The following is a 25,797-nucleotide window of genomic DNA, read 5'->3' on the forward strand; positions in this document are numbered from 1 at the left end:
GCGCGCTACTCCCGCGGCGCCTCGGTCTCGTCCTCCTCGCGGTGGCCGGGCCACCAGGCGGGACGCTCCTGCTCCCACTCCTCCTGCACCAGGTGACGCAGCAGGCGACCGCGGTGGCGCAGCATCTGCCACTCGGCGCCCAGCCGATGGCGGATCCGCTCCCAGCCCCCCTCGTCGGCATGGGTGAAGGGCCCGCCCCGGGCGATCGCCTGGCGATAGACGGCCAGGCAGCGCGCGGCGCAGCACGCCTCGTCATAGCCGGCGGCCGTGGCGAGGGCCGCCTCGGCCAGCGGCAAGCGCGTCTCACGCACGGCCAGCGCGGCGAGCGCCTGGGCCATGGCGTCGAGGTCATCACCGGCAATCAGCCGGCCGTTGCGGCCCTCGACCACCACCTCGCGCACCCCGGGGGCGTCGACGGCCACCACCGGCAATCCGGCCGCCATGGCCTCGGCCACCACCATACCCTGGGTCTCGCTGTGGGAGGCGAAGGCGAAGACGTCCATGGCGTGGTAGGCGTCGATCAGCGCCTGGCCCTGGAGGCGGCCGGTGAAGTGCAGGCGATCCGCCACGCCGCGTGCCGCCATCACCGCCTCGATGTCGCGCCGCGCCTCGCCCTCGCCCACCACCAGGCAGTGCGCCTCGGGCCGCGCCACCAGCGCCCCGGCCAGCGCCTCGGCCAGGAACGCCAGGTTCTTCTCCCGCGCCAGCCGCCCCAGGTGGCCCATCACGTAGGCCGCCTCGGGGATGCCCAGCCGTGCGCGCCAGGCGCGGCCATCGCCCAGGGCGAAGCGCGCGGTGTCCACTCCGCTCGGCACCACGCTGATGGCGGGGTTGGCCTCGCGCCGGCGCAGCAGGTCGCGGATGCTCTCGCTGGGGGCGATCACCTCGTCGCACAGCCAGGTGTACTGGGTGGCCAGCGCCACGGCGAAGCGCTGCATGCGCGGCGAATCGCCGGGCACGTAGTGGGTGTAGTGCTCGTAGAGGGTGTGGTGGGTGAAGATCAGCGGCAGGCCGTAGGTCTCGGCCGCCCGGGCGGCGGTATCGCCGAGCAGGAAGGGGTGGTGGGCGTGGACGATGTCCGGCTCGAAGGCCTCGATCGCCTCGTGGAGCTGGCCGGGAATCGGCACCGGCAGCGAGAAGTCGCTGCCGTTGAAGTGCTGCATGGCCACCACCCGCACCACGTCATCCTCGTCGCGGGGCTGTCCCTCCAGGCGCGGCGCCACCACCAGCACCCGGTGGCCGGCGGCCTGCAGCTGGCGCTTGAGTCGCTGAACCGACTCGCTGACCCCGCCGACGATGGGCAGGTAGGTGTTGGTGAACATCAGCACATTCACGGGGACGTGGCTCCTCGACTGGCAGTGGCGACATTCTGAAGGCAAGGCACGCGGCTGACCATCTCCTGTTCAAGATAGGCGACGGGGGCCCGGATGCCCGTCGGACCCTGGCGCTTGAGCCCAATCGCTGCGCAAGGACGATGGCTCACAAGAACAAGGGCGTTGACGTCCGACGGGATGGGCTTTGCCGCACGAGGCAGTAGACTGGCGAGATCATCCATGGAGCCAGGAGCAGATTCATGACCCACCGCATCGCGGTCATCCCCGGTGACGGCATCGGCAAGGAGGTGATGCCAGAGGGGCTGCGCGCCCTCGAGGCCGCCGCCGCGCGTTTCGGCATCGACCTCGCCCTCGAGCCCTTCGACTTCGCCAGCTGCGACTACTACCTCGAGCACGGCCAGATGCTGCCCGACGACTGGTTCGAGACGCTCAAGGACCATGACGCCATCTTCTACGGCGCGGTGGGCTGGCCGGAGATGGTGCCCGACCACATCTCGCTATGGGGCTCGCTGCTGCAGTTCCGCCGCCGCTTCGACCAGTACGTCAACCTGCGCCCCTGCAAGCTGCTGCCGGGGGTGAAGAGCCCGCTGGCCGGCCGTGAGCCCGGCGATATCGACTTCTACGTGGTGCGCGAGAACACCGAGGGCGAGTACTCCAGCGTCGGCGGCCGGATGTTCGAGGGCACCGAGCGCGAGGTGGTGATCCAGGAGACGGTGATGACCCGCACCGGGGTCGACCGGGTGTTGAAGTACGCCTATGAACTCGCGGCCAGCCGCCCCAGGAAGCAGCTCACCTCGGCCACCAAGTCCAATGGTATCGCCATCACCATGCCCTGGTGGGACGAGCGGGTGAAGGCGGTGGGTGAGCGCTACCCCGAGGTATCGGTGCAGGCGTTCCACATCGATATCCTGGCGGCCAACTTCGTCATGCACCCCGACTGGTTCGACGTGGTGGTGGCGAGCAACCTGTTCGGCGACATCCTCTCCGACCTGGGGCCGGCCTGCACCGGCACCATCGGCGTGGCGCCCTCGGCCAACATCAACCCGGACGGCAGCTTCCCGAGCCTCTTCGAGCCGGTGCACGGCAGCGCCCCGGACATCGCCGGGCGCGGCATCGCCAACCCCATCGGTCAGGTCTGGTCGGCCGCCATGATGCTCGAGCACCTGGGCCACCCGGACGCCGGCCGGGCCATCGTCGACGCCTTCGAGGCGGTGCTCAGCGAGGGTGACCCGGCGGTGCTGACGCCGGACGTCGGCGGCCAGGGCACCACCGAGACCCTCGGCCGCGCCATCGCCGCGCGCATCGCCGGCTGACGACCGGACGCCGTCGCCAACGGGCAGGCCGGTGGGACCGGCCCGTGGATCGAGGCTCGGCCAGGCCTCAGGCCTTGCGCCACACCCCTTCCAGGATGCGAACCCGATCGGCGGCCAGGTTGTCGCGCAGGTTGCGCCCCATTGCCGCGAAGGCCTCGCCGAAGATCAGCGACGGCCCCGGCAGGGCGGGCGCCTGAGGTGAGGCCCCCGGGGCCGCCTCGACCGCCTCCCGGCGGCTGTGCTTGCGCCGCCAGCCAAGCGCCGCCTCGGTGACGTCGTGCACCGCCACCGGGGCGAAGCCGCCCTCGGCGAGCAGCGCCGCAAGGGCCTCGCGGGTACGCAGGTGGCTGGTCGCGGCATCGCGTGCCCAGGGCACCGGCAGCCGCAGGGGCGAGTCCTCCTCGCCGGCCACCACCTCATGCAGCAGCACCCGGCCGCCCGGCACCAGCAGCCGGTGCCATTCGGCCAGCACCGCCGCCGCGTCGGGCATGTTCATCAGCGCGTGCTGGCACCAGACGACCTCCAGACTGGCTTCCGGCAGCGGCACCCGCGCGGCATCGGCGCACAGGAAGCGCGTGCGCTCAGCGAGCCCGGTGGCGCGGCTCAGCCAGGCGGCCACCTCGACGAAGGCGGGGGTGATGTCGAGCCCCGTCACCTCACAGCCGACCTCCGCGGCCAGCAGGCGGCTCGCCCCGCCGGTGCCGCACCCCACGTCGAGCACCCGCTCGCCGGGCGCGAGCTCGCCCAGGGCCGCCAGCGAGCGGCTGGCCCGCCGCCCGCCCAGATGCAGCTGATCGATGCCGGCGATCTCGTCGAGAGTCAGCCGCTTTGGATCGCACCCCGCCGCGCGAAAGGCCTCGCGCAGCCGGGCCGGCAGGCTTTGCCCGCCGGCGGCGTGGGGCGCATCATAATGGGCAACGAGGGGGCGGGCGGCGAAGCGATCCACGGGGTCGATCATGGCGGCGTCCTGGCAAGTAGGGGCGGTGCCAGTCTATCCGCCAAGGGCCCTAGCCCCCCATCGTGCAAAGGTCACAGCCGTCGCCGTGGCCGGCACCACTCGACCATGTCTCGACAAGGAGTCACCCGCGATGTCCCGACCGCTGCTAACCACGGCCCTGCTGGGGCTCGGCCTCGCCGGCTGCACCGGCCTGCCCGAGGGCACCCGCGCCGTCAGCGGCTTCGAGCTCGACCGCTACCTCGGCCAGTGGTACGAGATCGCCCGCCTGGATCACTCCTTCGAGGAGGGGCTGGACTGCGTGACCGCCGACTACTCGCGGCGCGAGGAGAGCGGCGTGCGGGTGATCAACCGCGGCGTGGATCTCGCCGCCGGCGAGGTGAGCGTTGCCGAGGGCAAGGCCTACCCGATCGGCGAGCCGGGTCAGGGCCGGCTGAAGGTGAGCTTCTTCGGCCCCTTCTACGCCGGCTACAACGTGCTCGCGCTGGACGAGGCATACGACTGGGCCCTGGTGGCCGGCCCCGATCGCGACTACCTTTGGATCCTCTCGCGCACGCCCGAGCTCGAGCCCGCCGCCTACCAGACGCTGGTCGAACGCGCCCGGGACCTCGACTTCCCGGTGGGGGCGCTGATCGAGGTGGAACAGGGCGAAGCCTGCGCCGCCTGGCGCTGACGGAAATTTCACTCTGGGCCCCGCCACTTTCATCCGACCGACGCGGGGCCTTGAGTCCATGGGGCGCGGACGGGAAGGTGTCGACCATCACCATCATGCCAACAACAGGTGCCTGAATGCCCTCCGAGATGAGCCTCGAGCAGTTCTTCGCCCGCCTCTGGGACGACTATACCGCCATGACGCCCCAGGCGAGCCGCATCCACGATGCCCTGGTCGCCGACGGCGAGACCATCGTCAACGACCACGTGGCCTTTCGCACCTTCGACCGCGGGCCGATCCGCCTGGCCGACCTGGAGCCCCATTTGCTGGCGCTGGGCTACACGCGCCTGGAGCCCTACGACTTCGAGGCCAAGAAGCTGCGCGCCTGGGGCTACCTGCCGCCCCGCGACGACCAGCCGCGCGTCTTCCTCTCGGAGCTAAAGTGCGATGAGCTCTCCGCCCCCGCCCAGGCGATCATCGATGACCTGGTGGCCCAGATCGACCCCGCCCGGATCGCCTCGCCCGAGGTAATGTGGGCCGGCCGCCTCTGGGAGGCGCCGAGCTGGGAGGCCTACAACACCCTGGCCGAGGAGAGCGAGTACGCCGCCTGGCTGTCGATCATCGGGCTGCGGGCCAACCACTTCACCATCAGCGTCAACCAGCTGCGCCACACCCCCACCCTGGCGTCGCTGCTGGAGAAGGTCGAGTCGCTGGGGCTTTCCATCAACACCTCCGGCGGGCGCATCAAGGGCTCATCCGAGGTGCTGCTGGAGCAGTCCTCGACGCTGGCCGACCGCATGCCCTTCACCTTCGCCGGTGGCCGGGTCGAGGAGATCCCCACCTGCTACTACGAGTTCGCCCGCCGCTATCCCGACGCCGAAGGCCGTCTCTACCAGGGCTTCGTCGCCGCCAGCGCCGACCGGATCTTCGAATCCACCGACGTGCGCCGCGAACATGCTGTCTGAGTGGCTGGACCAGGCGCTGGACGGGCGCGCCTCCGCCCCGCGCGAGGGGCGCCTGCCCGGCGGACGCTTCCGGCTGCTCGCACCCGGGGTGCTCGAGCTGGTCCCGGACGTCTGCGCCGCCGACGCCCGGGCCGGCGTGCTCTCGGTGGGCATCCACGGCAACGAGACCGCGCCCATCGAGCTGCTGGGGGCGGTGCTCGCGCGCCTCGAAGCGGGCCTGTTGCGCCTCGGCGCGCCGCTACTGGTGATGCTCGGTAACCCGGCGGCGATCCGGCGCGGCGAACGTTTCGTCACGACCAACCTCAACCGGCTGTTCCGGCGCGACCTCGACGAGGCGGGTGACGAGCCCGACCGGGCCCGGGCGCTGATGGCCGAGGTGGACGCCTTCTATGGCCGTCATGGGTCGCTTTCCCCGCTGCACTACGACCTGCACACGGCGATCCGCGATAGCCGCTTCCCGCGCTTCGTGGTCGAGCCCTTCGGCGAGACGCCGACGCCGCCGGCGCAGTGGCGCTGGCTGGCCGGTGCCGACATCCAGGCGGTGCTCCACCAGCATCGGCACAGCTGGACCTTCTCGCACTACTCGAAGCACTACCACGGCGCGGCGGCCTTCACCCTGGAGCTGGGGCGCGCCCTGCCCTTCGGCGCCAACGACCTGGCCCCGCTGGCGCCCATGGGCCGGCTGCTCGAGGCGCTGGTCGAGGGCCGAGCCCCCGCCGGCGGCGATCCGGCCGGCATGGCCTTCTTCCGCGCCGAGCACGAGCTGATGCGCCGCGACCCGGACTTCCGGCTCTGCTTCCCCGACGACACGCCGAACTTCACCGAATTCGCGCCGGGCACTCGGCTCGCCGAGGATGCCAGCGCCGGCGCCTTCGACGTCGGCGAGACGCCACTGTCGGTGGTCTTCCCCAATGCCGACGTCGAGATCGGCGCCCGGGCGGCGCTGCTGGTGGTCCCGAGCCCGCCGCCGACCTGATGGCAAGGCCCCGATCGGGGGCCATGCCCGACCCTCATCACGGACAATAACAACAGACAGGAGACGCCCCCATGACCCATGCCCCGTGCACCCAGGATCACGCCAGACTCGCCGAGACGTCATGGCCCCCTTCCGGAATGGCTCCGGCCTGTTAGAATCGCCCCCTTTTTGATCGCAGACCCGTTGATCGCAGACCCAGGTAGATCACGGACCTACGTTGATCACAGGCCCAGCTGGATCACGGACCTGCGTTGATCAAGGACCTATGTTGATCACGGAAGTATGCTGGTCATAGACCTACGTTGATCGCAGCCCCGCGCCGGCCGACCCTCGATGCGGCGGACCACCCACGATCTGGAGCCCGTTTCATGGCCGATACCCCGATTCCGCTGGAAGTGCGCAATATCACCAAGCGCTTCGGCGATACCGAAGTCCTCAAGGGCCTCTCCCTGAAGGCCCACAAGGGCGATGTGATCACCCTGATCGGAGCCTCCGGCTCCGGCAAGAGTACCTTCCTGCGCTGCATGAACCTGCTCGAGCAGCCCAACGAGGGCGACCTGATCGTCCACGGCGAGCAGATCCGCTTCAAGGAGACCAAGCATGGCCGCGAGCCGGCCGACTGGAAGCAGGTCGTCAACATGCGGGCCAAGCTCTCCATGGTCTTCCAGAGCTTCAACCTCTGGGCCCACATGACCCTGCTCGAGAACATCATCGAGGCACCGGTCCACGTGCTCGGCAAGTCCAAGAAGGAAGCGATCGCCCACGCCCGCGAGCTGCTCGAGCGCGTGGGCCTGGCCGAGCGCGCCGACTACTACCCGGCCCAGATGTCCGGTGGCCAGCAGCAGCGCGGCGCCATCGCCCGGGCGCTGGCCATGGACCCGGAGGTGATGCTGTTCGACGAGCCCACCTCGGCGCTGGACCCGGAGCTGGTCGGCGACGTCCTCAAGGTGATGCGCGACCTCGCCCAGGAGGGGCGCACCATGATCGTGGTCACCCACGAGATGGCCTTCGCCCGCGACGTCTCCACCCAGGTGATCTACCTGCACCAGGGGCAGGTCGAGGAGGCCGGGCCGCCCGACGAGGTGCTCGGCAATCCCACCTCCGAGCGCCTCAAGCAGTTCCTGGCGCCCAAGCACTGATGGGCCGGCCCGGGACAAGGAGAGAGACATGATCGACCTGCATGGCTACGGCCCGCGCCTCCTGGAAGGCGCCCTGATCACCCTGCAGCTGGGGGTGCTGTCGCTGATCCTGTCGGTGATACTCGGCCTGCTGACCGCCAGCGCCAAGATGTCGCGCAGCTGGGTGGCCCACCGCATCGGCACCCTCTACACCACCATCATCCGCGGCGTGCCCGACCTGGTGCTGATGATGCTGCTGTTCTTCGGTGGCCAGATCGGCATCAACCAGATCACCGATGCCCTCTACAACCACTTCGGCATCGACATCTTCATCAACGTCAACGAGTTCGTGGCGGGGGTGATCACCATCGGCCTGATCTTCGGCGCCTACATGGGCGAGACGTTCCGCGGCGCCTTCCTGGCCGTGGACAGCGGCCAGATCGAGGCGGGCCGCGCCTACGGCATGAACCACTGGCTGGTGTTCCGGCGCATCCGCTTCCCGCAGATGATGCGTCATGCCATCCCGGGGCTCTCCAACAACTGGATGGTGCTGCTCAAGACCACCGCCCTGGTCTCGGTGATCGGCCTCTCGGACATGGTCCGCGTGGCCGCCGAGGCCTCCAAGGCGACCCGCGAGCCGTTCACCTTCATGATCATCGTGGCCGCCATCTACCTGCTGATCGCCAGCGTCTCGGAGTGGGGCTTCGCGCGGCTGCAGAAACGCTATAACGTCGGCTACCGGGAGGCAGACTGATGGACGCCCTGATGACCTGGCTGGAGGCCCAGCTGGCCGACAACAGCATCTTCACCCTGCAGACCCTCGGCTACTATGGCGAGGGCCTGGTCACCACCGTGCAGCTGGTGGTGCTGTCGCTGATCATCGGCCTGGTGCTGGCGGTGCCGCTGGCCATCGGCCGCGGTTCGAAGCACCGCTGGTTGAGCCTGCCGATCTTCCTCTACTGCTACGTGTTTCGCGGCACGCCGCTGCTGGTGCAGCTCTACCTGATCTACTACGGCGTGGTCTTCGTCGACGGCATCCAGGAGACCTGGCTGTGGGTGATCCTCGAGAAGCCCTTCGTGCCGGCGCTGATCGCCTTCACCCTCAACACCGCGGCCTATACCACCGAGATCTTCCGCGGCGCCATCAAGTCCACGGATCGCGGCGAGATCGAGGCGGCGCGGGCCTACGGCATGTCCAAGGGGCTGATGCTCCGGCGCATCGTGCTGCCCAGCGCCTTTCGTCGGGCCCTGCCGGCCTACGGCAACGAGGTGATCTTCATGCTCCACGCCAGCGCCATAGCAAGCGTGGTCACCATCATGGACCTCACCGGCGCGGCGCGCTTCGTCTACGCGCGCTTCTACGCGCCCTTCGATGCCTTCCTGTTCGTGGCGGCGATCTATCTCTGCCTCACCTTCGCGATCCTCTACCTGTTCCGCTACCTGGAAAGGCGGCTGCTGGCGCACCTCAAGCCGGCCAGCGGCTGACCGTCGACGACAAGGAGCGTCAAACAAGCGTTGGAAGCGAGCGCTCGAATCCAGCGCTCGCCCCTTCCGATGGACTCGATCATCGAATATCGTGATCGAGTCAGCACCCACAAGGTGAACGCACCAACAACAGGGACAACCCCCATGAAAATGAACCACCTCCTGAGTCTCGGCGTCATCGGCGCCACCCTGGTCGCCGGCAGCGCCAACGCCGAGGTCCGCGACATCCGCATCGGCGTCGACGTGCCCTACGAGCCCATGGAGTTCCGCACGCCCGAGGGCGAGCTGACCGGCTTCGACATCGACCTGGGCAACGCCCTGTGTGCCGAGATCGGCATCCAGTGCGAGTGGGTCGTGCAGGGCTGGGACGGCATCATCCCCGGCCTGCAGGCGCGCAAGTACGACGCCATCATGTCCTCCATGACCATCAACGAGCAGCGTCGCGAGCAGGTGCTGTTCTCCGACCCCTACATCACCCCGCCGTCGGCCTGGTTCGCCCCCAGCGACGTCGAGATCGGCACCCCGTCCGACGAGACCCTCGAGGGCCTGACCCTCGGCGTGCAACGCGGCACCCTGCAGGACAACTACGTCACCGACATGTACGGCGACGTGGCCGACGTGAACCGCTACGCCACCGCCGACGACATGGTGCTGGACATGGATTCGGGTCGCCTCGACGCCGCCTTCCTCGACTTCCCGATCGGCAAGTCCACCCTGCTCGAGAGCGGAGCCGGCGACTACAAGGTGGTCGGCGAGAAGATCACCGAGCCCAAGGAGTACTTCGGCGAAGGCTTCGGCATCGCCTTCCGTCAGCGCGACAAGGAGCTGGCCGCCGCCTTCAACGAGGCGCTGGCGACGCTCAAGTCCGACGGCACCTACGACGAGATCCACGCGACCTATTTTGGCGCGGAGTGAGCCCGCTGGCGTCGGGCGCGTCGCTTGAGGCGGCATGAAGCGCTGACGCCACACTCGCCACGATCGACCGTCAGCAAGCGACCGGGGCCCTCAGGGGCCCCGGTCGTGTGTGTGGAAAGGAGGTTTGGTCGGGCACGCTGGAGCCGGTCGTGGATGCCAACAGCGCCACGGCTCTCGGGCAGGCGTCACTGGCGCATCGCGATCGCCCGGCGCACGAAGGCCAGGATCCAGCGCACCATCAATGTATCGTCCACCGCGGCCGAGAGGGACGCCTCGCCCCGGCGCACCCGAGAGTGGCCGACCAGGTCGGCGCGCAGGGCCATCAGGTCCCGGGAGTAGGCCTTGGTAAACTCGGGGTGGCCCTGCACGCCGAGGAAGTGCTCGCCGAGCTGCATCAGGTAGCAGGGGCAGAAGTCGCTGCCGCCCAGCACCCGCGCCGCGGGGGGCAGTCGCTCCACCTGATCCTGATGGCTGACCAGCAGGTCGAGGCCGGGCTGCCAGGGCACCATCCAGTCGGCGCGCTGGGTGATCCGGTTGAACGAGAGACCCACGCCCCAGCCCCGGTCGCTCTTCGCCACCTCGCCGCCCAGAGCCTTCGCCATCAGCTGGTGGCCGAAGCAGATGCCGATCAGCGGCTTTCCCGCCGCCCAAAGTTCGCGCACGAAGGTCTCCAGCGCGGCGATCCAGGGCCGGTCGTCGTTGACGCCGAACTTCGATCCCGTGGTCATCCAGGCATCCACCGCCTCGAGGTCATCGGGGATCTCGCCATCGAGGCAGCGCCAGACGCGAAACTCGAGGGTCGGGTCGACCCGCTGGAAGAGTCGCGCGAACATCTCGGGATAGTTGCCGTGGGCCTCGCGCAGCTCGGGTGCCACGTCGTCACACTGCAGCAGTCCGATCACCATCTCCTGCCTTCCTCCTTCACCGCGGCGGCGTTGCGGGGCGACCGCCATCCGTTACCGTTCGTCGTCGGCAACGCTGCAGAGGCCGCGCCTGTCGCCGAATCGCGACCCGGAACTCCTCCGCGCGCCGCCGGTCCATGCGTTCCACATCGTCACTTTGTGAGGTTCCGATGCCCCTGCAGGTAACCCCTCCCGTCGATGCCACGGGAGGCCTGGCTCGCCCCTCGTCCACCTGGACCGGCTGGGGCCAGTGGCTGGCCCTGGTCACCATGACGGTGGACCATCTGTCACGTTACGTGGTGCCGGACAGCTGGGGGCTGGGCTGGGCCGACTCCTCCATCGGCCGCATCGCCTTCCCCCTGTTCGCGGCCATGGTGGCCTGGCACGGGCTCTTCAACACCCGCAACCCGCTGCGCTATGCCCGGCGCATCCTGGTGATCGGCCTGGTGGCCCAGCTGCCCTACATGCTGATGCCCCGCGCAGCGGATGGCCTGATCCTCAATATCTGCTTCACGCTCTCCCTCGGCCTGACCGGCGGTGCCTGGCTGCAGGCCCTGAGCGAGCGCCTCGAGCGCGGCGCGCTCGGCGTCCCCCGCCTGGTCGCCGAGGTCGGCCTAGCCATCGCCGTCTGGGCCACGGCCGGTCTCTGGGTCGAGTATAGCCATCTGGGCCTGCTGATGATCCCGCTCTACATGGTCGCCCTGCAGGCCCTCCACGGCGCCGGTGAGGGTCTCGGTGAGCGCCTCGCGGCCACCGCCATGGCCCTGCCGGTGCTCATCGTGGCCGGCCTGATGAACAGCTCCGACATGGCCAAGTCGTTCACCGTCGCCACCTGCCTTTCGATCCTGCTGCTGGCCGCCGGCGCCCACCGCCTGATGCCGAGCGTGCCGCTTGGCATGCCGCGACGGCTGTGGCTCGGCTGGTACCCCGGGCACTTCGCCGCCATCGCCCTGTGGCTATGGCTCGCCGGCGGTCTGGCCTGAGGTTCGGGCCTCGATGAGAAACACCTTGAAGGCCTGCCACAGCGGGCTGCGATAGCGCTGCGGGTGCCACACCAGCGAGAAGGTGCGGCGCAGCCGCAGCGGCGTGTTTAGAGCGATGAGCTCGCCGCGCTTGAGCTCGCCGGCCACGCTCAGCCGCGACAGGCAGCCAAGCCCCAGGCCTGCCCGCACCGCCTGCTTGATGGCCTCGTGCTGGCCAAGCTCCATGCGCACCTTGGGCGGCGCGCCGCGGGCGCGCATGGCCTGTTCGAAGACGCTGCGGGTGCCCGAGCCGGTCTCGCGCAGGATCCAGTCCGCCTCGGCCAGCGCCGCCTCGTCGAGCCGCCCGCGCCGGGCCAGTGCATGGCTGGGTGCGGCCACCACCACCATGCGATCCTCGCACCAGGGTTCGCTGGCCAGTGCCGGCTCGCGACACTCCCCCTCGATCAGCCCCAGGTCCGCCTCCAGGCGCAGCACGTCGGTAATCACCTCGAAGGTGTTGCGCAGCTTGAGCCGCAGGTCCGCCGCCGGGTGCGCCTCGCTGAAGCGGCCGGCCAGGGCCGGCAGCAGGTAGGTGCCCACGGTGGCGCTGGCCGACACGCTGAGCACGCCCTGCAAGCGCCCCTCGGGCTCGGTGGCCTCGGCTACGAAGCCGGCGACGCCGTCCAGCAGCTCCTCGGCCCGGGGCAGCAGCCGGCGTCCCAGGTCGTTGAGGTGCAGGCGGCGCCCCAGCCGCTCGAAGAGCGCGATACCCAGGTGCCGCTCGAGGTCCGAGAGCGCCTGGCTGGTCGCCGACTGGGAGAGGCTGAGCTCGACGGCGGCCGCGCTCACCGTGCCGAGGCGCGCCACCGCGGCGAAGACCTGCAGCTGTCGAAAACTCACCGTGGGTGTCATATCGGTTTTTCCGAATAGCCAGTTCGTTATTAACTGATAACCATACGAGCTGAGCCGCGCCTAGGATAGTCCCGCGAACCCCGTCGAGAGGACATCATCATGTGGCAAGGCCTGGTCGTCTGCATCACCCTGACCGCCGCCGGCTTCGGTCTGGCGCAACTCCCCCCGCTGGCCAACGCCGGCATCAGCCCGCTGGTGGTGGCGCTGCTGCTGGGCATTGCGGTCGGCAATACCCGGCTGGCCGGCCGCCTGCGCCACACCGCGCCCGGACTCAAGTTCGCCACTCGCTGGCTGCTGCGCAGCGGCATCGTGCTGTTCGGCCTCTCGCTGACCCTGCAGCAGGTCGCCGCGCTGGGCCCCAGGGTGCTGCTGCTCGACGTGCTGATCATCGCAAGCGTACTGATCGCCGGCTATTTCATCGGCACCCGGGTGCTGGGCATGGACCGCGAGACCACCCTGCTGACCAGCGCCGGCAGCGCCATCTGCGGCGCCGCCGCGGTGCTGGCCACCGAATCGACCATCCGCTCGCGCCCGGCGGCCACCTCGATGGCGGTGGCCACGGTGGTGCTGTTCGGCTCGCTGGCGATGCTGGTCTATCCTCTGCTCTATCCGCTGCTGGGCATGGACGAGGGCCTCTACGGCATCTATATCGGCGCTACCGTCCATGAGGTCGCCCAGGTGGTGGCCGCCGGCGAGGCGGTGGGCCCGGACGCCCTGGCCAACGCGGTGATCGTCAAGCTGGTGCGGGTGATGCTGCTGGTGCCCTTCCTGCTGATCGTCGGCCAGTGGTGGATGCGCCGTGGTGAGGGCGGCGAGGCACAGGCGGCCGGCGGCGGCCTGGTGATCCCCTGGTTCGCCTTCGGCTTCATGGCCATGGTGGTCGTCAACAGCCTGGTCAGCCTGCCCGCCCCCCTGCATGACGGCCTGGTGCTGGTCGGCCAGCTGGCGCTGACCATGGCCATGGCGGCGCTGGGCTACGAGACTCGGCTGGAGAAGCTGAAAAGCCTCGGCCTGCGGCCCTTCATCCTGGCCCTGACGCTGTTCGTGATGCTGCTCACCGGGGGCTTCCTGGCCAGCCGCCTGCTGATGGGCTGAGCGACTCGGCCATAAACGATGACGCCGCGCCCCAGGGGGCGCGGCGTCATCCGAGTCGAACTGAACGTTTCGATGTAGCTCACTCCACTACGAATTCAGGACCCTCATAGTCGGTGTGGACCTCGATACGCCCGGCCGCAATATCCTCGGTCAGGGTGGCGACTCGCTCACGCACCTCGGCCGAGACCGAGGGCGCGAGGGACAGACGCACGGCATCGGGGTTCTCGAGCCCGATACTGACGATTTCGCCGGGCTGCCAGCTACCGTCCTGCATGGCCTTCGCGGCCAGGAAGCCCGCCATGCTGACATCGGCGACGGCTGAGCCGACGAATACGTCGGGATACTCTTCATGCCATTCCCGCACGTTACCAAATTGATGAACGTCGCCGCGCGCCTGCATCGCCTCGATCGCCCCCTGACGACCCGCATTGAGCATGGTGAAGATCAGATCGGCACCCGCCTCTGCCTCGGCGTCGGTCACCCGACGGGCCAATTCGGTATCGTCCTGGTCGCCGGCGAAGATGGTCAGAAACTCGGCCTCGGGGTTGGTATGCATCAGCCCGTGGTAGAAGCCACCTCGACCCTTCAGCCCCGGCGTCACGCGGATACCCGAGATGTGTCCCACCACGTTGCTCTCGGTCATCAGTCCCGCAGCGGCCCCGGCCAGCCAGGCCGACTCCTCCTGGAGTACCTCATAGCTCGATACGTTATCGGCAGTCACGCCTCCCTGAGTGACGGAGAACTGGACATCAGGGTAATCATCGGCGACGGCCAGCACTGCCTCCGCATTCTGCCCCCCATGGGCGATGATCAGGTCGGGGCCTTCGGCGGCGAGCGCTGCCAGGGCCTGTTCAAGGGCCTGGGACTCAGGCGGCACTCGGTCACGATAGGTGATCGTCGCTCCCAGCTCGCTCTCGATTTGAAGCAGACCCTCATAACCGGCTTCCATGAAACCGTTATCGTCAATCTCGCCAGGAATCAGCATGGCGACGTCCAGGCTATCGTCGCTCGCCATGATACCGGCGGAGCCCAGCAGCAGTGGTGACACGGTGGCAACGGCCAGCGCGGTTCTCGTCCATTCGGGAAGATGCATAGGAATCGGGCCTCGAGTTGTTGTCGATTGTGGTATTTCAGGGGAACTGCATGTAAAAGCTAGCAACTGTATACAACAGTGGTCAATCAGGGCATGCATCATGCGACATAGATAAATACAAAAAACTACACTAATGTATACTATGGAAACAGGGGCGAGCATCGCCCGCCCCACCTGACGAAACATTGACGAGGTCATCCGACCACTCTTCCAGGCGAAGAGCGAGGAGGGTCATGAAGCTAGCCACTTCCTGGCCAGCCGCCGCCTGCTGATGGGCTGAGCGACTCGGCCGCGGGCTTGGCCTGTCGCAGACCGAAACGGCCGACACGCGTGTCGGCCGTTTTCGTGTGCGTCACGTCAGCACCCGCCGGACCAGCACGGGCCCGAGGATCTCGAAGACCACCGTCGAGCCCACCACCGCGGAGAGCAGCAGGGTCCCGTGGGCGGGAAACTGCTCGGCGGCGAGCAGCGCCATGCCCATCGCCACCCCCGCCTGGGGCGTCAGGGCCAGGCCGATGTTGCGCGGCAGCTCCGCCTGACGCTCCCGCGCCAGGCGCACCCCCAGCATCCCGCCCAGGTAGCGCCCCAGCAGGCGCAGCAGGATGTAGGCCAGGGTCAGGCCGAGGGCGTCGTCCAGGTGGTAGAGATCGACGCTGGCCCCGGAGAGCACGAAGAAGAACACCAGGAAGGGCCACTCGATGTGCTCGATCTCGTTGAAGGAGCGGGTGTGGTGGGTGGAGAGGTTGGCGACCAGCGCCCCGGTGATCATCGCCGCCAGCAGCGACGAGACCCCGAGCCACGCCGAGAGCCCGGCCAGCAGCAGGATCAGCGCCAGGGCCTCGACCTGGGTCGGCTCGCCGGGCCGTAGCCGTCCGGTCAGCCAGGCGGCGGGCAGGCCCACCGCGGCGCCCAGCAGCAGCGCGCCACCGAGCTCCCAGCCGGCCTCCAGCAGGGCCCGCTCGCCACCCCCGGCGCCGGAGAGCCCCCAGCCCAGCCCCGCCATGGCCAGGCCGAAGACCACGATGCCCCAGCCGTCGTCGATGGCCACGATTCCCAACAGCAGCCGCGCGCGCAGCCGGCTGTCGCCGCTGGCGTGCACCGTCTCCTGGACGGCCGCCGGATCGGTGGCCACCGAGATCGCCGCCAGCGACACCGCCACCACCAGCGGGAAGCCCAGCGCCAGCAGGCCGACGCCGACGGCCAGGGCGCCCACCCCGATCACCGAGAGCGACAGGATCAGCAGCAGCGGGCCGATGCTCTGCAGGCGCTCGCGGGTCAGCTCGCCGCCGAGCAGGAAGGCCACCATCACCAGCGCCACCTGGATCAGCGGCTCGCCGAGGCCGTCCAGGGGGCGAGGCTCCGGCGCCCCGAGCACCCACTGCTGGATGACGGCCACGCCCACGCCGACCATCACCAGCAGCGAGATGCGCGGCAGCCGGGTGCGCCGCGCCACGGCGTCGGCGAAGATGCTCGAGGAGAGGATCACCCCCAGCAGGATCAGCGCCGTCGCACTGGGCGATATCGCCACCGGCAGCCAGGCCTGCACGCCGCTCTCCATTTCCATCACCCTCTCCCGCTCCCCGTGGCCGTCTCGCCCGCTGACGTCGCCGCCTAGCATGCCACGGCGGGGACGCTCGCTGCGACGGCCGTGCCTCCGCCCGGCGATTGCTTGACCTGCATCAATCCCTCTCGGCGATCCCGGTCCACACTGAGGGTGGGCCGCATCGGTCCTTACCGCCGATTCAGGAGGTCATATGGCGCGTCACGACAAGGCAGTCACGCCCTGGCTGGTCCTGGGACTCCCCGCCGCCCTAGGGCTCGCGTGGGTCACCCAGGGCAGCGGCGTGGTCGGCAACGACCCCGAGCGCAACATCGTCATTCCCGACACGCTGACCATGCCGCTGCAGGTCCAGGCCGCGTACAACGACGAGCGGATCTTCTTCCGCTATCGCTGGCCCGCCGAGCAGGCCCATGTCTATCACGACATGCTGCGCTACGAGGACGGCGAGTGGATCCGCCACGGCAGATCCATCCCGGGCCCCAGCCCCGACGGCACCTACGAGGATCGGGTCGCCATGCTGGTGGACGACGGCGGCGTGCCCGAGTTCGGTCGCTACGGCGGCTACATCACCGCCGGCGACCGGATGCGCTTCTTCAGCGACTCGGCAAGCCCCGCCGAGGTCGCCGAGCATCCCCGGCTCGGCCAGGAGATGGGCAAGAGCGACGTGCGCAAGTACCTGCCGGCCACCCGCCGCGACCAGAACGACTGGCGCAGCGTCGAAGATGCCGAGGTGCTCGCCGCGCAGCGCGAGGCCGGCTACTTCCTGGATCTCTGGCACTGGCGCGCCGGGCGCTCCAACCCCATCGGCGCCTCCGACGACCAGTGGGTCGGCGAGTATCGCAACAGCGATGCCGGCACGGGCCCCTACACCACCAACTGGGACAAGGATAACGACCGCCCGCAGTGGATGCTCGATCCCGAGCAGGTCGGTCAGCGGGCCCTGCGCTGGGAGGACGTGGTGTCCGGCGAAGTCGACTTCGACGGCGTCTACTACCTCTCCGAGGACAACCGCACCGCGTTCGATCCCGACCACGACTGGCAGAACGGCGACGTGATCCCCCGGCGCCTGCTGCGCACCCCCGATGGCTCGCGGGGCAGCATCGCCGTGCACGGCCAGGCCCGATGGGAGGACGGCTACTGGGACGTGACCCTGGTGCGCGACCTGGACACCGACAGCCCGCTGGATGACAAGATCCTCGAGGACCAGGGGGTCTACGACGTCGGCATCGCCGTGTATCGCAACGCCACCGGCAGCCGCTGGCACTATGTCTCCCTCCCCTACAGTCTGGGGCTGGGCCGGGAGGCGGACTTCCAGGCCACCGCCTTCACCGGCAGCGCCCCCGAGTGGGACGACGCCTGGTTCGACATCACCCTGTTCTACCCCGGTCAGGTGGACTGGCCGCTGCTGATCAGCCAGGCCCACGCCGGCGCCGAGGACATCGCCCAGGGCACCCCGGTGCGCGCCCGTCACAGCGAGGAGCAACTGGCGCGCTACGGGGTGGAAATGGAATTCAACGACGCCATCACCACGCGCTGGTGGATGATCCTGGTGGCCGGTCTGATCGCCATGCTCGGCGTGACCCTGGCCCTGCTCCCCGGCTTCCGCTCGACTCGTCAAGGAGACCGCTCATGACCGGCATTCACCATATGCTCGTGCACTTCCCCCTGGGATTCTGGGCCCTCGCGACCCTGATGATCCTGGTCGGTGCCCTGCTCCCCGGGCGGATGGCCGAACTGAGCCGCGCCGCCCTGCTGCCGGTGCTGATCCTCGGCCTGCTCGGCGGCCTGGCCGCCGTTGTCTCGGGGTTCCTGGTCTGGCCGCTGGCGGCCCATACCCACAGCCCCCTGGGACGCAACCACCTGCTGATGTCGCTGTGGTCGCTGGGCATCTTCACCATGCTCAGCGTGCTCGTCTGGCGAGCCGGGGCCGCCGCCTTCGACGGCGCGCGGCGCTGGGTGCTGGTGCTCCTCGCCTTGATCGGCGGGCTCTTCTTCGCCGCCGCCGGCACCCTGGGCGGCCACCTGGTCGGCGCGCCGACGGCATTCTCCGAGATGCTCGGGCTGATGGGCTGGGAGGTCTACACCACCTTCTACAGCCCGCTGTGGGTGATCGCCGTGATGGTGCTCATCGGGGCGGCCTGCGCGGCCCTTGGGCTCAAGGGGCGCCGCGCGGCCGGCTGATTCTCCATCCGACACCCCCTGAACGACAGAAGGCCCCGCACATGCGGGGCCTTATGCGTTGTTGGCGGGAGTGGCCTGACTACTCGAAGCTGAAGCGAGGCTCAGGCGCGTCGGGCAACAGGGCCGCGCAGGCCCGAACCCGCTCGAGCAGCGCCTCGTGGGTCGGCGCCAGCAGGTTGACGTGGGCCAGCTTGCGCCCGGGCCGCTCGGCCTTGTCGTAGCGGTGCAGGTGGACATCCGGCAGGGCGAGAAGCTTGGCCGCCTCCCCTTCCCGACCGATCACGTTGACCATGCAGGTGGGCATGCGCGCCGCGGTGTCGCCCAGCGGCAGGCCCTGGATGGCGCGCAGGTGGTTCTCGAACTGGCTGGTCACCGCGCCGTCCATGGTCCAGTGGCCGGAGTTGTGCACCCTGGGGGCCATCTCGTTGGCCAGCAGCGCGCCGTCGCGGGCCTGGAACAGCTCCAGGGTCAGCACGCCCACGTAGTCGAGCTCATCGAGCAGCGCACGGATATAGCCGTCGGCGGTCTGCTGCACGCTGTCGTCCAGATCCGGCATGGGCGCGATGGAGTAGCGCAGGATGCCGTCCACGTGCTGGTTCTCGGCCATCGGGTAGAAGGCCACCTCGCCGTCGCGGCCGCGCACGGCGATGATCGACACCTCGCGCACGAAGTCGACGAAGGCCTCGACGATCAGCCGCGGGTGGTTGATCGTGCGCCAGGCCTCGACGGCCTCGCTCGGGTCCTTCAGCACCGCCTGGCCCTTGCCGTCGTAGCCCTCGGTGACCGACTTGGCGACCACCGGCGTGCCCAGCTCCCGGGCCGCCGCCTCGAGTTCCTCGGCGCTCTCCACCAGGCGATAGGCCGGCGTGGGGATCGCCAGGCGGTCGAACAGCGCCTTCTCCTCGGCGCGATTCTGGCAGACCCGGATCGCCTCGCTGGAGGGGTGTACCGGCCGGTGCTCCTCGATGGCCTGGACCAGCGGCACCGGCAGGTGCTCGAACTCGTAGGTGACCAGATCCACCTGCTCGAGAAAGCTCGCCAGGTGCTTCTGATCCGTATCGATAATCACCTCGCCGATCCCGGCACTGGGATGGCCGGTGGTGTCGAGGAAGGTGAAGCGGTTGGCCAGCGGGTAGCCCGCCAGGGCGAGCATGCGCCCCAGCTGGCCGGCTCCCAGTACGCCGATGTTCATGGGGTGTCTCCTGTCACTCGGTCGCGGGGCGCGGGTCGGGGTTGTCGAGCACGGTCTGCGTCTGCTCGGCGCGGAAGGCCTCGACGGCGCCGCGCACCTCGGCATCCTGCAGGCCGACGACCTGGGCGGCCAGCAGCCCGGCGTTGGTCGCGCCGGCCTTGCCGATGGCCAGCGTGCCCACGGCCACGCCGCCGGGCATCTGCACGATGGAGAGCAGCGAATCCAGGCCCTTGAGCGCCTTGGACTCCACCGGCACGCCGAACACCGGCAGCGCCGTCTGGGAGGCCACCATGCCGGGCAGGTGGGCGGCGCCGCCGGCACCGGCGATGATCACCGAGAGGCCGCGCCCGGCGGCCTCCTTGGCGTAGTCGAATAGCAGGTCCGGGGTGCGGTGGGCGGAGACCACGCGGGTCTCACAGGGCACGCCCAGGCGCTCGAGCATCGCCACGGCATGCTCCATGACGGGCCAGTCCGACTTCGACCCCATGATCACGCCGACCTTCGGCGACTGCTTCGATGACGACATCTGCGACTCCTGGCAAAAACGAACGACGAAAGGGCCACGGGGCAGGCACCACGCAGCACGGTCAAGAATGGAAGGCCGCTATTCTAGCAGAGCACGGCGCGGGCTTCCTCACCCGAGACGCGGCCGTCGCCACCGCGCGACAACACTTTCACCCTGAGTGCCAGATTGGCTGCTAGGGTCAATGGGTGAGGAGCGAAAGGACCACGTTCCAGCGGATTCACCCAACGACGGAGAGACCCATGAAACAGCCACTGATCCTGATCGCGGCCCTGGCCGGTACCCTGATGCTCGCCGGCTGCGACGACGGCAGCGACACCGCCGCCGAAGAGGCCGCCGAGACCGAGGCGCAGATCGAGCAGGAGATGCAGGAGGCCGCCGAGGAGACGGGCGAGGCCATGGACGACGCCGCCGCGGAGGCCGAGCAGGCCGCCGAGGACACGGCTGACACCGTGGACGCCGCCGCCGAGGAGGCCGCGAGCGAGGCCGGAGACGCCATGGAGGCCGCCGGAGAGGCCACCGAGGAAGCGGCCGACGAGGCGATGAACGAGGTCGAGGACGCCATGGACGCCACCGAAGAGGCGGCCGATGAGGCGATGAATGAGGCCGAAGAGGCCGTCGACGCCGAGAACGACACGACCTACTGATCCGTGACCTCACGCTCAAGGCCCCGCCCGAGTCGCCTCGGGCGGGGCCTCTTGCGTCAGGCCGGCACGCTGGAGCGCCGGCTGACCAGCCAGTTGCCGACCAGGACGAGCACCATGAGCGTCGCCCCGACGGCCTCCACCGCGAGATTCGGATAGAAGACCGCGACGATCCCCGGCAGCAGCAGCGCTCGCGAGGGCCAGCCCATGCGCGTGAACAGATACCCCTCCAGGGCCGCGGCGAAGGCGCCCAGCGCCAGGAAGCCGGTGAAGGCGGTCCACACCAGCAGCGGCACGGGTCCCCCCATGATGATCTCCGGGTTGTAGACCATGAACAGCGGGATCAGGTAGAGCCCCTTGGCGAACTTCCAGGCCTGGAAGCCGGTATCCATGGGCTTGGCCCCGGCGATCGCCGCCCCGGCGAAGCCGGCCAGGGCGATCGGCGGCGTGACGTTGGAGTCCTGGGAGTACCAGAACACCACCAGGTGGGCGATCAGCAGCGGCACGCCGAACTCGGCGGTCAGCGCCGGGCCCACCAGCACGATCAGCACGATGTAGCTGGCGGTCACCGGCAGGCCCATGCCCAGCACCAGGCTTGCCAGCAGCACCATGACCAGCGCCAGCAGCAGGTTGCCGCCGGAGAAGGCCATCATCATCGAGGAGAACTTCAGGCCCAGGCCCGTCAGCCCCACCACGCCGACGATGATCCCGGCCACGGCGCAGGCCATGGAGACCGCCACGGCGTTGCGGGCCCCCAGTTCCAGGCCGCCGACCAGCTTGAGCAGCCCGCGCTTCACCGCCTCCGTGAGGGTGGCGGCGGTCACCTTGTCGCCCTCGCGCGGGGCGATGAACAGGAACCACACCGCGAAGCGCGCCACCGCTACCACCAGCATGGTGAGGATGGCGTAGTAGCCCACCCGCATCGGCGACATGTTCATCACCAGCAGCCACACCAGCACCGCCAGCGGCAGCAGGAAGTGCCAGCCGGCGCCCATGACGTCGCGCAGCTGCGGCAGCTCGCTCTTGGCCATGCCCTGCATCCCCTGCTTCAGCGCGATGATGTGCACGAAGAGGTAGACGGTGGCGAAGTACATGATCGCCGGCAGGATGCTCACCTTGACCACGTCGAGGTAGGGCATGCGCGTGTACTCGGCGATCAGGAAGGCCCCGGCGCCCATCAGCGGCGGCATGATCTGCCCGCCGGTGGAGGCCGCCGCCTCGATGCCGCCCGCCTGGTGGGGCTTGTAGCCCAGGCGCTTCATCAGCGGGATGGTGAAGGCGCCGGTGGTGACCACGTTGGCGATGGCGCTGCCGGAGATCGAGCCCATGCCCGCCGAGGCAATCACCGCCGCCTTGGCCGGCCCGCCGCGCTGGCGGCCGGTGGCGGCGTAGGCCAGGTCGATGAAGAACTTGCCGGCGCCGGTGATCTCGAGGAAGGCGCCGAACAGCACGAAGATGAAGATGTAGGTGGCCGCCACGCCCATCGGCAGGCCGAAGATGCCCTCCTGCCCCAGGTAGAGCTGGCCGACCAGGCGATCCAGGTTGTAGCCGCGGTGCTCGAGGATGCCGGGCAGGAACTGGCCGAGCCAAGGCAGCTCGCCGCGAGGACCGGCGAAGGCGTAGAGGATGGCGATCAGGCCGATGATCGTCATGCCGAGCCCCACCGCTCGCCGGGCCGCCTCCAGCACGGTGACGGTGGCGATACAGCCGACGACGATATCGGTCTGGCTCCAGAAGCCGGCGCGATTGATGATGTCATCAAGATACACCACCAGGTAGCCGCCGGTGATCAGCGCCCCGCCGAGAAAGACCGCATCGACCAGGCCGCTGAGAAGCCCGCGATCATGCCTGGCCCCCAGCAGGGGGAACATCAGGAAGGCCAGCATCATGATCAGCATCAGGTGGATGCTGCGCTGGTAGAAGAGCCCCAGCGGCTGGATGCCGGCGGAGTAGAGCTGGAACAGCGACAGCCCCACTGCCACCAGGGTGATCAGCCACAGCACCTGGCGCGAATGGTTCGCCTGGCTGCCGGGGATGACGGGGGAGGTGCCCGAATCGCTCATCGTGATCCTCTCGCGGGAGTGTCCGCAGGGTTGTGGTTCAGTCGGGGATGCCGGCCGGCAGCGCCAGCCGGATCGTCACCCGCTCGTTTTCCGCCAGGCGGCTCAGGCTCGTGCGCACGCCGTCGACCACCAGGCGATGGTCGACGCGCATCGCCCCCACCCGCAGCCGATAGGCGTTGCCCGGCACGGGTTCGTCGATCGCCTCGATCCAGTAGCCACCCTCGCCGTCGGAGACCTGACGGCCGCGCCCGGGGATGTGGTCGAGCCCCGCGGCGAAGTCGGGCAGGTGGCTGCGCTCAAGCACCATGCGCCCGTCGCGGTGGCGGTAGCAGTCGAGCACCGCAAAGCCCTCGACCGAGTGGTTCCACTCCAGGCACCAGCCCTCGCCCTCGGGCATGGGCAGGCTCACCAGGCGCTCGCCGTCGGCGTCCAGCACTTCCAGCCGAGGCTTGTCGACCGCGGGAGCGCCGGCCGCCGGAACGCCGGCCGCCAGGCCCACACACAGCAGCAGGGCGGGCAGCCAGGCCCGCCCCGCGATCAGGCGTGATGCGTGCATCGGGCGTCAGGGACGCTGATGATCACTGATCTCGGCGCCCACTTCCTCGTAATAGCGCAGCGCGCCCGGGTGGAAGCCGATCGGCGTGGACTCCACGCTGAACGCGACGGTGGTGTCGTTGGCCGCCGGGTGGATGGCGATCAGCTCGTCGGTGTACTCGAAGAGCACCTTGGTGATCTGGTAGGCCATCTCCTCGTCCATCTCGCTGCTCACGGCGAGCACGTTGGGCACGCCGATGCTCTGCACCGGCTCTTCCATGCCCTCGTAGAGGCCCGCCTTGAGCTGGTAGGCCGCGAACACGGGCTCGGCTTTCTTGGCGTTGGCGATCTCCTCGTCGGTCAGCCCGACCAGGCGGATGTCGCGGGTAGTGGCCAGGTTCATGATCGAGCTGGTCGGCGGGCCCACGCTCCAGAAGCCGGCGTCGATGTCGCCGTCGCGGATGGCATCGGCGGTCTCGTTGAAGTTCAGGCGACGCGCGTCGAGGTCGTCATAGGTGATGCCGTTGGCCTCGAGCAGGGTCTGGGCGTTGATCTCGGTGCCGCTGCCCGGGGCGCCCACGGAGACCGTCTTGCCCTCGAGGTCGGAGAGCGAATCGATGTCGGAATCGGCGAGGGTGACGATCTGCACGGCGTTGGGGTAGATCGAGGCCAGCGCACGGATGTTCTCGAGCTGGCGGCCCTCGAAGTCGCCGGTGCCGTTATAGGCCTGGTAGACGGTGTCGGCCAGCGCCAGGGCCAGGTCGGAGTCGCCGCGCCACACCAGCCCCATGTTCTCCACCGAGGCGCCGGTGACCTCGGCGACGGCATCGGCCCCCTCGATGTGGTTGCCGATCAGCTCGGCAAGACCGCCCCCGTAGGGGTAGTAGGTGCCGCCGGTCCCGCCGGTGGCGATGGAGAGCTGCTGGGCGGCGGCCAGCGGGGCCGTGGCCAGCAGCGTGGCGGTGGCGGCGTACTTCAGGAGTCGCATGGCATTCCTCCGGTCCTGGAACCAGGTTGTCGTGAACGATTGTTATGAATGGTTCGGCGTCGGGTCGCGACGCCTCAGGCAACGCTAGCAGGGGCGAGCGTGAGTCACCATGCCACTATTTCTACGTTCCCTGATATTTTCGGCAATCCCCCTTAGGTCGATGACGGCTCACGCCTCGACCAGCTCCTTCACCTTGTCGACGATATGCGCGCCGATGGGCAGCGCCGAGGTGGCCGCCGGGGACGGGGCGTTGCCGACGTTCACGGTGCGCCGCGTGTTGACGAACAGGAAGTCGTCCACCAGCTTGCCGTCGCGGGTCACCGCCTGGGCGCGCACCCCGGCCGGATAGGGCGTCAGGTCCTCGAGGGTCAGGCTCGGGCAGTACTTGCGCACCAGCTCCAGGTAGCCGCGCTTGTGCAGCGAGTTCTTCATCTCGACAAGCCCCGGCCGCAGGTTCTTGCCCAGCACCCTGAGGATGCCCGGGTCGCTGAACATCCTCGCCATGTCGCCAAGCGAGACGTCCCTCTTGCGATAGCCCTCGCGGGCCAGCGCCAGCACGGCGTTGGGCCCCACGGTCACGGTGCCGTCGATCATGCGCGTCAGGTGCACACCCAGAAACGGCATGGACGGGTCCGGGATGGGGTAGATCAGGTGGTTGACGATGGCGTTGTGCTGCTCGGGCAGCAGGTAGTACTCACCGCGGAACGGGCAGATGCTGAAGCCGGGGTCGCGGCCGAGCATGCGCACCACGCGATCGGCCATCAGGCCGGAGCACGACACCAGGTAGCGGCCCTGGATCTCGCCCGTGGTGGTGGTGACCACCACCTCCTGGCGCCGCTCCTCCAGGGCGGTGACCTCGGCCCCGTAGCGGATCTCGCCGCCCAGGCGCTCGAATTCGGCGGCCATCGCCCGAGTGACCTCGGCATAGTCGACGATGCCGCTGGAGGGCACGAAGATGCCGGCGATGCCGGTGATGTTCGGCTCGCGCTCGGCGAGCGCCTCACCGGAGAGCCACTCGCGCTCCAGGCCGTTGGCCGCGGTGCGCTCCCACAGCGCCTCCATGCGCTGCTTCTCCTGCGCGTTGGTGGCCACCAGCAGCTTGCCGCAGGTGTCGTAGGCGATGCCGTGGGCGTCGCAGAAGGCCTTGGTGGCCCGGTTGCCCTCCAGGCAGAAGCGCGCCTTGAGGCTGCCCGGGGTGTAGTAGACCCCGGCGTGGATGACCCCGCTGTTATGGCCGGTCTGGTGGCAGGCCGCCTCGCGCTCCTTCTCCACCACCAGCATGCGGCGATCGGGCCAGGCCTGTTGGAGCTGCATGGCGGTGGACATCCCCAGGATGCCGCCGCCGATGATGATGAAATCGTACATGCCGTCCTCGTTCTTCTAATAATGCGACAGCCACGCCAGGGGACGGCGTGGCCTCGTCAGGGTAACGCC

General features: G+C 69.0%; 25 protein-coding genes. 13 read left to right on the forward strand and 12 right to left on the reverse strand.

All coding sequences use genetic code 11. The features are described 5' to 3' along the window. Window positions 1–5 precede the first annotated feature (5 nt). On the reverse strand, window positions 6–1,334 hold the full coding sequence (locus ABE957_RS09755) for a glycosyltransferase (RefSeq protein WP_349758484.1): 1,329 nt from the start codon (window positions 1,332–1,334) through the stop codon (window positions 6–8). A 239-nt stretch (window positions 1,335–1,573) separates the two neighbouring features. Here ABE957_RS09755 and ABE957_RS09760 point away from each other — a divergent pair, with 239 nt between their 5' ends. Next, entirely contained in the window at window positions 1,574–2,647 is a 1,074-nt protein-coding gene (locus ABE957_RS09760; RefSeq protein WP_349758485.1) for a tartrate dehydrogenase, read from the forward strand. A gap of 67 nt (window positions 2,648–2,714) precedes the next feature. Here ABE957_RS09760 and ABE957_RS09765 read toward each other — a convergent pair whose 3' ends face one another. Then, window positions 2,715–3,605: a class I SAM-dependent methyltransferase gene (locus ABE957_RS09765; RefSeq protein WP_349758486.1), complete on the reverse strand. Its 891-nt coding sequence runs from the start codon at window positions 3,603–3,605 to the stop codon at window positions 2,715–2,717. Window positions 3,606–3,735: 130 nt separating this feature from the next. Here ABE957_RS09765 and ABE957_RS09770 point away from each other — a divergent pair, with 130 nt between their 5' ends. From ABE957_RS09770 to ABE957_RS09800, 7 genes are all read left to right on the forward strand, one after another. Further along, complete coding sequence (locus ABE957_RS09770; RefSeq protein ID WP_349758487.1) at window positions 3,736–4,275, forward strand: lipocalin family protein; 540 nt, start codon at window positions 3,736–3,738, stop codon at window positions 4,273–4,275. Between the two features lie 116 nt (window positions 4,276–4,391). After that, window positions 4,392–5,219 (forward strand): DUF1338 domain-containing protein, encoded by an 828-nt coding sequence (locus ABE957_RS09775; protein WP_349758488.1) that lies wholly within the window; start codon window positions 4,392–4,394, stop codon window positions 5,217–5,219. Next, entirely contained in the window at window positions 5,209–6,195 is a 987-nt protein-coding gene (locus tag ABE957_RS09780) for a succinylglutamate desuccinylase (protein ID WP_349758489.1), read from the forward strand. The genes ABE957_RS09775 and ABE957_RS09780 overlap by 11 nt, the downstream gene beginning before the upstream one ends. 368 nt (window positions 6,196–6,563) lie before the next feature. After that, window positions 6,564–7,334, forward strand: a complete 771-nt coding sequence (locus ABE957_RS09785) for an ABC transporter ATP-binding protein (RefSeq protein ID WP_349758490.1) — start codon at window positions 6,564–6,566, stop codon at window positions 7,332–7,334. A 28-nt stretch (window positions 7,335–7,362) separates the two neighbouring features. Next, window positions 7,363–8,067 carry an ABC transporter permease gene (locus tag ABE957_RS09790; RefSeq protein ID WP_349758491.1) on the forward strand — a complete coding sequence of 235 codons (705 nt, stop codon included), beginning with the start codon at window positions 7,363–7,365 and terminating at the stop codon, window positions 8,065–8,067. After that, window positions 8,067–8,798, forward strand: a complete 732-nt coding sequence (locus ABE957_RS09795) for an ABC transporter permease (RefSeq protein ID WP_349758492.1) — start codon at window positions 8,067–8,069, stop codon at window positions 8,796–8,798. Before ABE957_RS09790 ends, ABE957_RS09795 begins: the two co-directional genes overlap by 1 nt. Before the next feature lie 150 nt (window positions 8,799–8,948). Continuing rightward, window positions 8,949–9,713 carry a transporter substrate-binding domain-containing protein gene (locus ABE957_RS09800; RefSeq protein WP_349758563.1) on the forward strand — a complete coding sequence of 255 codons (765 nt, stop codon included), beginning with the start codon at window positions 8,949–8,951 and terminating at the stop codon, window positions 9,711–9,713. A gap of 185 nt (window positions 9,714–9,898) precedes the next feature. Here the strand turns inward: ABE957_RS09800 and ABE957_RS09805 are convergent, their stop codons facing one another. Continuing rightward, complete coding sequence (locus tag ABE957_RS09805; protein WP_349758493.1) at window positions 9,899–10,618, reverse strand: glutamine amidotransferase-related protein; 720 nt, start codon at window positions 10,616–10,618, stop codon at window positions 9,899–9,901. A 167-nt stretch (window positions 10,619–10,785) separates the two neighbouring features. On the opposite strand from ABE957_RS09805, the gene ABE957_RS09810 reads away from it, so the two are divergent. Beyond that, window positions 10,786–11,598 (forward strand): TraX family protein, encoded by an 813-nt coding sequence (locus tag ABE957_RS09810; RefSeq protein ID WP_349758494.1) that lies wholly within the window; start codon window positions 10,786–10,788, stop codon window positions 11,596–11,598. Here the strand turns inward: ABE957_RS09810 and ABE957_RS09815 are convergent. After that, window positions 11,572–12,477 carry a LysR substrate-binding domain-containing protein gene (locus tag ABE957_RS09815; RefSeq protein ID WP_349758495.1) on the reverse strand — a complete coding sequence of 302 codons (906 nt, stop codon included), beginning with the start codon at window positions 12,475–12,477 and terminating at the stop codon, window positions 11,572–11,574. The genes ABE957_RS09810 and ABE957_RS09815 overlap by 27 nt on opposite strands. A 111-nt stretch (window positions 12,478–12,588) precedes the next feature. On the opposite strand from ABE957_RS09815, the gene ABE957_RS09820 reads away from it, so the two are divergent. After that, window positions 12,589–13,584 (forward strand): YeiH family protein, encoded by a 996-nt coding sequence (locus ABE957_RS09820; protein ID WP_349758496.1) that lies wholly within the window; start codon window positions 12,589–12,591, stop codon window positions 13,582–13,584. Between the two features lie 79 nt (window positions 13,585–13,663). Here the strand turns inward: ABE957_RS09820 and ABE957_RS09825 are convergent, their stop codons facing one another. Then, complete coding sequence (locus ABE957_RS09825; RefSeq protein WP_349758497.1) at window positions 13,664–14,677, reverse strand: BMP family protein; 1,014 nt, start codon at window positions 14,675–14,677, stop codon at window positions 13,664–13,666. Between the two features lie 352 nt (window positions 14,678–15,029). Next, window positions 15,030–16,241 carry a cation:proton antiporter gene (locus ABE957_RS09830; protein ID WP_349758498.1) on the reverse strand — a complete coding sequence of 404 codons (1,212 nt, stop codon included), beginning with the start codon at window positions 16,239–16,241 and terminating at the stop codon, window positions 15,030–15,032. A gap of 190 nt (window positions 16,242–16,431) precedes the next feature. Between ABE957_RS09830 and ABE957_RS09835 the strand changes: the two genes are divergently transcribed. Then, window positions 16,432–17,871 (forward strand): ethylbenzene dehydrogenase-related protein, encoded by a 1,440-nt coding sequence (locus ABE957_RS09835; RefSeq protein ID WP_349758499.1) that lies wholly within the window; start codon window positions 16,432–16,434, stop codon window positions 17,869–17,871. Further along, a complete protein-coding gene (locus ABE957_RS09840; RefSeq protein ID WP_349758500.1) occupies window positions 17,868–18,419 on the forward strand; it encodes a DUF2231 domain-containing protein in 552 nt (183 codons plus the stop codon). Before ABE957_RS09835 ends, ABE957_RS09840 begins: the two co-directional genes overlap by 4 nt. Window positions 18,420–18,498: 79 nt before the next feature. Here the strand turns inward: ABE957_RS09840 and ABE957_RS09845 are convergent, their stop codons facing one another. Both ABE957_RS09845 and purE read right to left on the reverse strand, forming a co-directional pair. Next, on the reverse strand, window positions 18,499–19,611 hold the full coding sequence (locus ABE957_RS09845; RefSeq protein WP_349758501.1) for a 5-(carboxyamino)imidazole ribonucleotide synthase: 1,113 nt from the start codon (window positions 19,609–19,611) through the stop codon (window positions 18,499–18,501). A gap of 13 nt (window positions 19,612–19,624) precedes the next feature. Then, the gene (gene purE / locus ABE957_RS09850) at window positions 19,625–20,137 is read right to left on the reverse strand and encodes a 5-(carboxyamino)imidazole ribonucleotide mutase (RefSeq protein ID WP_349758502.1); all 513 of its coding nucleotides are present in this window, start codon (window positions 20,135–20,137) and stop codon (window positions 19,625–19,627) included. Between the two features lie 239 nt (window positions 20,138–20,376). On the opposite strand from purE, the gene ABE957_RS09855 reads away from it, so the two are divergent. Then, window positions 20,377–20,781 carry a hypothetical protein gene (locus ABE957_RS09855; protein WP_349758503.1) on the forward strand — a complete coding sequence of 135 codons (405 nt, stop codon included), beginning with the start codon at window positions 20,377–20,379 and terminating at the stop codon, window positions 20,779–20,781. A 56-nt stretch (window positions 20,782–20,837) separates the two neighbouring features. On the opposite strand, the gene ABE957_RS09860 is transcribed toward ABE957_RS09855, so the two are convergent. The 4 genes from ABE957_RS09860 to lhgO form a co-directional block, all read right to left on the reverse strand. Continuing rightward, window positions 20,838–22,841, reverse strand: coding sequence for a TRAP transporter permease (locus ABE957_RS09860; protein ID WP_349758504.1), 2,004 nt, complete (start codon window positions 22,839–22,841; stop codon window positions 20,838–20,840). A gap of 37 nt (window positions 22,842–22,878) precedes the next feature. Next, on the reverse strand, window positions 22,879–23,397 hold the full coding sequence (locus tag ABE957_RS09865) for a DUF1850 domain-containing protein (protein ID WP_349758505.1): 519 nt from the start codon (window positions 23,395–23,397) through the stop codon (window positions 22,879–22,881). A gap of 6 nt (window positions 23,398–23,403) precedes the next feature. Beyond that, window positions 23,404–24,363: a TAXI family TRAP transporter solute-binding subunit gene (locus ABE957_RS09870; protein ID WP_349758506.1), complete on the reverse strand. Its 960-nt coding sequence runs from the start codon at window positions 24,361–24,363 to the stop codon at window positions 23,404–23,406. Window positions 24,364–24,531: 168 nt separating this feature from the next. Next, window positions 24,532–25,728 (reverse strand): L-2-hydroxyglutarate oxidase, encoded by a 1,197-nt coding sequence (lhgO, locus tag ABE957_RS09875; protein ID WP_349758507.1) that lies wholly within the window; start codon window positions 25,726–25,728, stop codon window positions 24,532–24,534. Window positions 25,729–25,797: the final 69 nt, after the last annotated feature.

It is taken from the genome of Halomonas pelophila, assembly GCF_040196315.1.
GTDB lineage: Bacteria > Pseudomonadota > Gammaproteobacteria > Pseudomonadales > Halomonadaceae > Halomonas > Halomonas pelophila.